Below are 3,243 nucleotides of genomic sequence, written 5' to 3'. Positions count from 1 at the left end.
CGCGTGGTCTTGCCCGCCCCCGGCGGCGCCTGCAGCACGGCGCGGCCGCCCGCCCCGAGGGCGGCGGTCAGGTCGTCAAGAACCTCGTCGATGGGAAGCGGTGCGGGCATCGCCGCCTTATCGCCAAAGCGCCGCGCGGCGTCCAGTGCGCGCACTGGACAACCCCCCCGCCGATACGTCATGAAACCCCCTGCAACGGCAGGGCAGGATGGCATGGATATCACGGAGCTGGGCACGGGCATTCTGAAGGGCGACCGCCGGGCGCTGGCCCGCGCCATCACCCTGGTGGAAAGCCGCCGCGCCGATCACCGGGCGCAGGCCGCCGAACTGCTGGAACAACTGGCATCCTCGGGTCGGCAGGCGATGCGGATCGGCCTGTCGGGCACGCCGGGGGTGGGCAAATCCACCTTTATCGAAGCCTTCGGCATGATGCTGACCGGGCAGGGGCTGCGGGTGGCGGTGCTGGCGGTGGATCCGTCCAGCGCCCGCTCGGGCGGTTCGATCCTGGGCGACAAGACCCGGATGGAGCGCCTGTCGCGCGACCCCAACGCTTTTATCCGCCCGTCGCCCAGCCAGACCCATCTGGGCGGCGTCGCCCGCCGCTCGCGCGAGGCGGTGGCGCTGTGCGAGGCGGCCGGGTTCGACGTGGTGCTGATCGAAACCGTCGGCGTCGGCCAGTCCGAAACCGTGGTGGCCGAAATGTCCGACCTGTTCCTGCTGCTGCTGGCACCCGCAGGCGGTGACGAGCTGCAGGGGGTCAAGCGCGGCATCATGGAAATGGCCGACATGATCCTGGTCAACAAGGCCGATGGCGAGCTGAAATCCACCGCCACCCGCACCTGCGCCGATTACGCCGGGGCGCTGCGCCTGCTGCGCAAGCGCCCGCAGGATCCGGCCGGCTTTCCCAAGGCGATGACCGTCTCGGCGATGCAGGAAAACGGCCTGGCCGAGGCCTGGAGCGAGATGCAGGCGCTGGCCGACTGGCGCCGCGAGGAAGGCCATTGGAGCGGCCGCCGCGCACAACAGGCGCGCTATTGGTTCGAACAGGAGGTGCAACAGGCGCTGCTGGCGCAGCTGGCAACACCCGAAGCGCGCCAGCTGATGCAGGACCTGGGCGACCGCGTCGCACACGGCGACACCGCTCCGGCCAGCGCCGCGGCCGAGATGCTGGCCCGGCTCGAAGGCCGGCAGGCCGGCGGTACAGGGTCGTCCGACTGACCCGATAAAGGCATCGCCCGCCCCGGTCGGCGCGAAAAGGCGCGGCGGATGCGGGGGTTCCACCGCCGAACGCCCTTGACCCTCCGGCCGATTCCCCCTAAAGGCAGCAGACGATTTTTGAGGGCGCGGCCTTTGGCGGTGCCTGTTTGCTTTCCGCGGGGGCCTGTCCGCCCGCTGACGAACCAGAGGATAGACCCAATGTCGCGTGTCTGCGAACTGACCGGAAAAGGCCCGATGGTTGGCAACAATGTCAGCCACGCCAACAACAAGACCAAGCGCCGGTTCCTGCCGAACCTGAACGATGTGACCCTGCAGTCGGAAACGCTGGGCCGGGGCATCAAGATGCGCATCTCGGCCTATGCCCTGCGCAGCGTCGATCACCGCGGCGGGCTGGACAAGTTCCTTGCCAAGGCCAAGGACGAAGACCTGTCGCCCCGCGTGCTGAAGGTGAAGAAAGAAATCGCCAAGGCCGCCGCCGCAGCCTGATCGGCCGCGAAACCAATCTGCAAGGCCCCGCACCGGATGGCGCGGGGGTTTTTGCGTTAGGGCGTCCCGGGCCCGATGCCCGCAGTCCCGGGCCCTTCCTGTGCTGCCCGGCGCGGCGGCCAAAGCAGCGGCATTCGCTTCGCCGCCGGCCCTGACCGGTCAATGCCGCCCGGATGCCGCGGCAATCCGGCGCGGCGAAAGCATTTCCGCCGCCGGCGCAGTGGCGTATAGCGGGGGCGATGCTGTGCGCTGTTCTCAACCGTCTGACCGGACTGGTCCTGGTGTTGCTTCTGGCCGTCTCCGGCCAGGGCCTGGCGCAGGGGCGTGGCGACACCGCGGCGGTCGGTCAGGCGGTGATCTGCACCGGCACCGGCCCGGTGGTCATCTATCTCGACGAGCAGGGGCAGCCCACCGGCCCGCCGCGCTATTGCCCCGATTTCGCGATGCATGGCTTCGATCTGGCGGCGTCGGTGCCGCTGTCAGCCGCCCCGGCCCGGCGGCTGACACGCCTGCCGCGGTCCTTCAGCTATCCGTTCCCTCCCGCCCAGGCGGGCCCCGCCGCCATGGCGCGCGGGCCGCCGCGACTGGTCTGAATTCCCATCTTTTCAGACACCCGAACACGAGGAGACAGATGATGTCTTGCAAAACCCTGCTGTTGGGCGCTGCCGCGGCCCTTTCCCTTGCCACCGCTGCCTGGGCCGAAAGCGCCATCATGGTGGTCGATCCCTATATCCGCACCGCGCGCCCCGGCGCCCCTACCGGCGCCGCCTTCATGGGGCTGATGAACCATTCCACCGAGGACGACCGCCTGGTCGCCGCCGCCTCTGATATCGCCGAGCGGGTCGAGCTGCATACCCACCAGCAGGACGCCAACGGGGTGATGCGCATGGTCGAACTGGAAGACGGCATCGCCATTGCCGCCGGCGCAACCCACCGGTTGCAGCGCGGGGGCGATCACGTGATGTTCATGGGGCTCAACCGCGATCTGAAACAGGGTGAAACCATCAACCTCACCTTGCGGTTCGAGAAGGCGGGCGAGGTCACAGTCGAGATTCCCGTCGACCTTGAGCGCAAGCCCGAGGCCGGAGGCATGGCGCCGGGGCACAACCACTCAGGCGGCCACTCAGGCGGCCACTCGGGCGGCTGAGCGCAACCCGCGCGGGCGCAGTAGGGTCCCGGCTCGGCGCCGGGACTCACCGCGGCGCCAGCAGCTCCTCCACCCAGGCCGGCACCATGCGGCTGGCCGGCCCAAGGCGGGTTTCGTGGAAATCCGACACCACCGCCGAGGGTTCCAGGTTCAATTCCACCGTATGCGCCCCCGCGGCCACCGCCTCCTGCACGAAGGCCGCCGCGGGATAGACCTGGCCCGAGGTGCCGATGGCGGCGAAGATCTCAGCCGCGGCCAGATGGTCGTAGATCGCTTCCATGTGATAGGGCATCTCGCCGAACCAGACCACGTCGGGCCGCGCCGTTGGCCCGGCGCAGCGCGGGCAGGGTTCGCCCACCCGCATCTCCAGCGGCGCGGGCCAGCGGTGCCCA

At 69.5% G+C, this 3,243-nt stretch carries 5 protein-coding genes; 4 read left to right on the top strand and 1 reads right to left on the bottom strand.

What is annotated here, in order from left to right:
• Positions 1–213 precede the first annotated feature (213 nt).
• The 4 genes from meaB (at position 214) to CVM52_RS24695 (ending at position 2,851) form a co-directional block, all read left to right on the top strand.
• Entirely contained in the window at positions 214–1,218 is a 1,005-nt protein-coding gene (gene meaB, locus CVM52_RS24710; RefSeq protein ID WP_100164940.1) for a methylmalonyl Co-A mutase-associated GTPase MeaB, read from the top strand.
• A gap of 198 nt (positions 1,219–1,416) precedes the next feature.
• Entirely contained in the window at positions 1,417–1,704 is a 288-nt protein-coding gene (rpmB, locus tag CVM52_RS24705) for a 50S ribosomal protein L28 (protein ID WP_100164939.1), read from the top strand.
• Positions 1,705–1,943: 239 nt separating this feature from the next.
• A complete protein-coding gene (locus CVM52_RS24700; protein ID WP_100164938.1) occupies positions 1,944–2,297 on the top strand; it encodes a hypothetical protein in 354 nt (117 codons plus the stop codon).
• A gap of 41 nt (positions 2,298–2,338) precedes the next feature.
• Positions 2,339–2,851 (top strand): copper chaperone PCu(A)C, encoded by a 513-nt coding sequence (locus CVM52_RS24695; protein WP_100164941.1) that lies wholly within the window; start codon positions 2,339–2,341, stop codon positions 2,849–2,851.
• 46 nt (positions 2,852–2,897) lie between these two features.
• Here CVM52_RS24695 and CVM52_RS24690 read toward each other — a convergent pair.
• On the bottom strand, positions 2,898–3,243 hold a 346-nt coding region (locus CVM52_RS24690), incomplete at its 5' end, for a Sir2 family NAD-dependent protein deacetylase (protein WP_276308665.1).

It is taken from the genome of Pseudooceanicola lipolyticus (assembly GCF_002786325.1).
Taxonomy (GTDB): Bacteria; Pseudomonadota; Alphaproteobacteria; order Rhodobacterales; family Rhodobacteraceae; genus Pseudooceanicola_C; species Pseudooceanicola_C lipolyticus.
This window is presented reverse-complemented; position numbering and strand designations above follow the sequence as displayed.

Coding starts and splice junctions, on each gene's coding strand:
- CVM52_RS24700 (WP_100164938.1), top strand. CDS start 1,944: ATGCTGTGCGCTGTTCTCAACCGTCTGACCGGACTGGTCCTGGTGTTG.
- CVM52_RS24695 (WP_100164941.1), top strand. CDS start 2,339: ATGTCTTGCAAAACCCTGCTGTTGGGCGCTGCCGCGGCCCTTTCCCTT.
- meaB (WP_100164940.1), top strand. CDS start 214: ATGGATATCACGGAGCTGGGCACGGGCATTCTGAAGGGCGACCGCCGG.
- rpmB (WP_100164939.1), top strand. CDS start 1,417: ATGTCGCGTGTCTGCGAACTGACCGGAAAAGGCCCGATGGTTGGCAAC.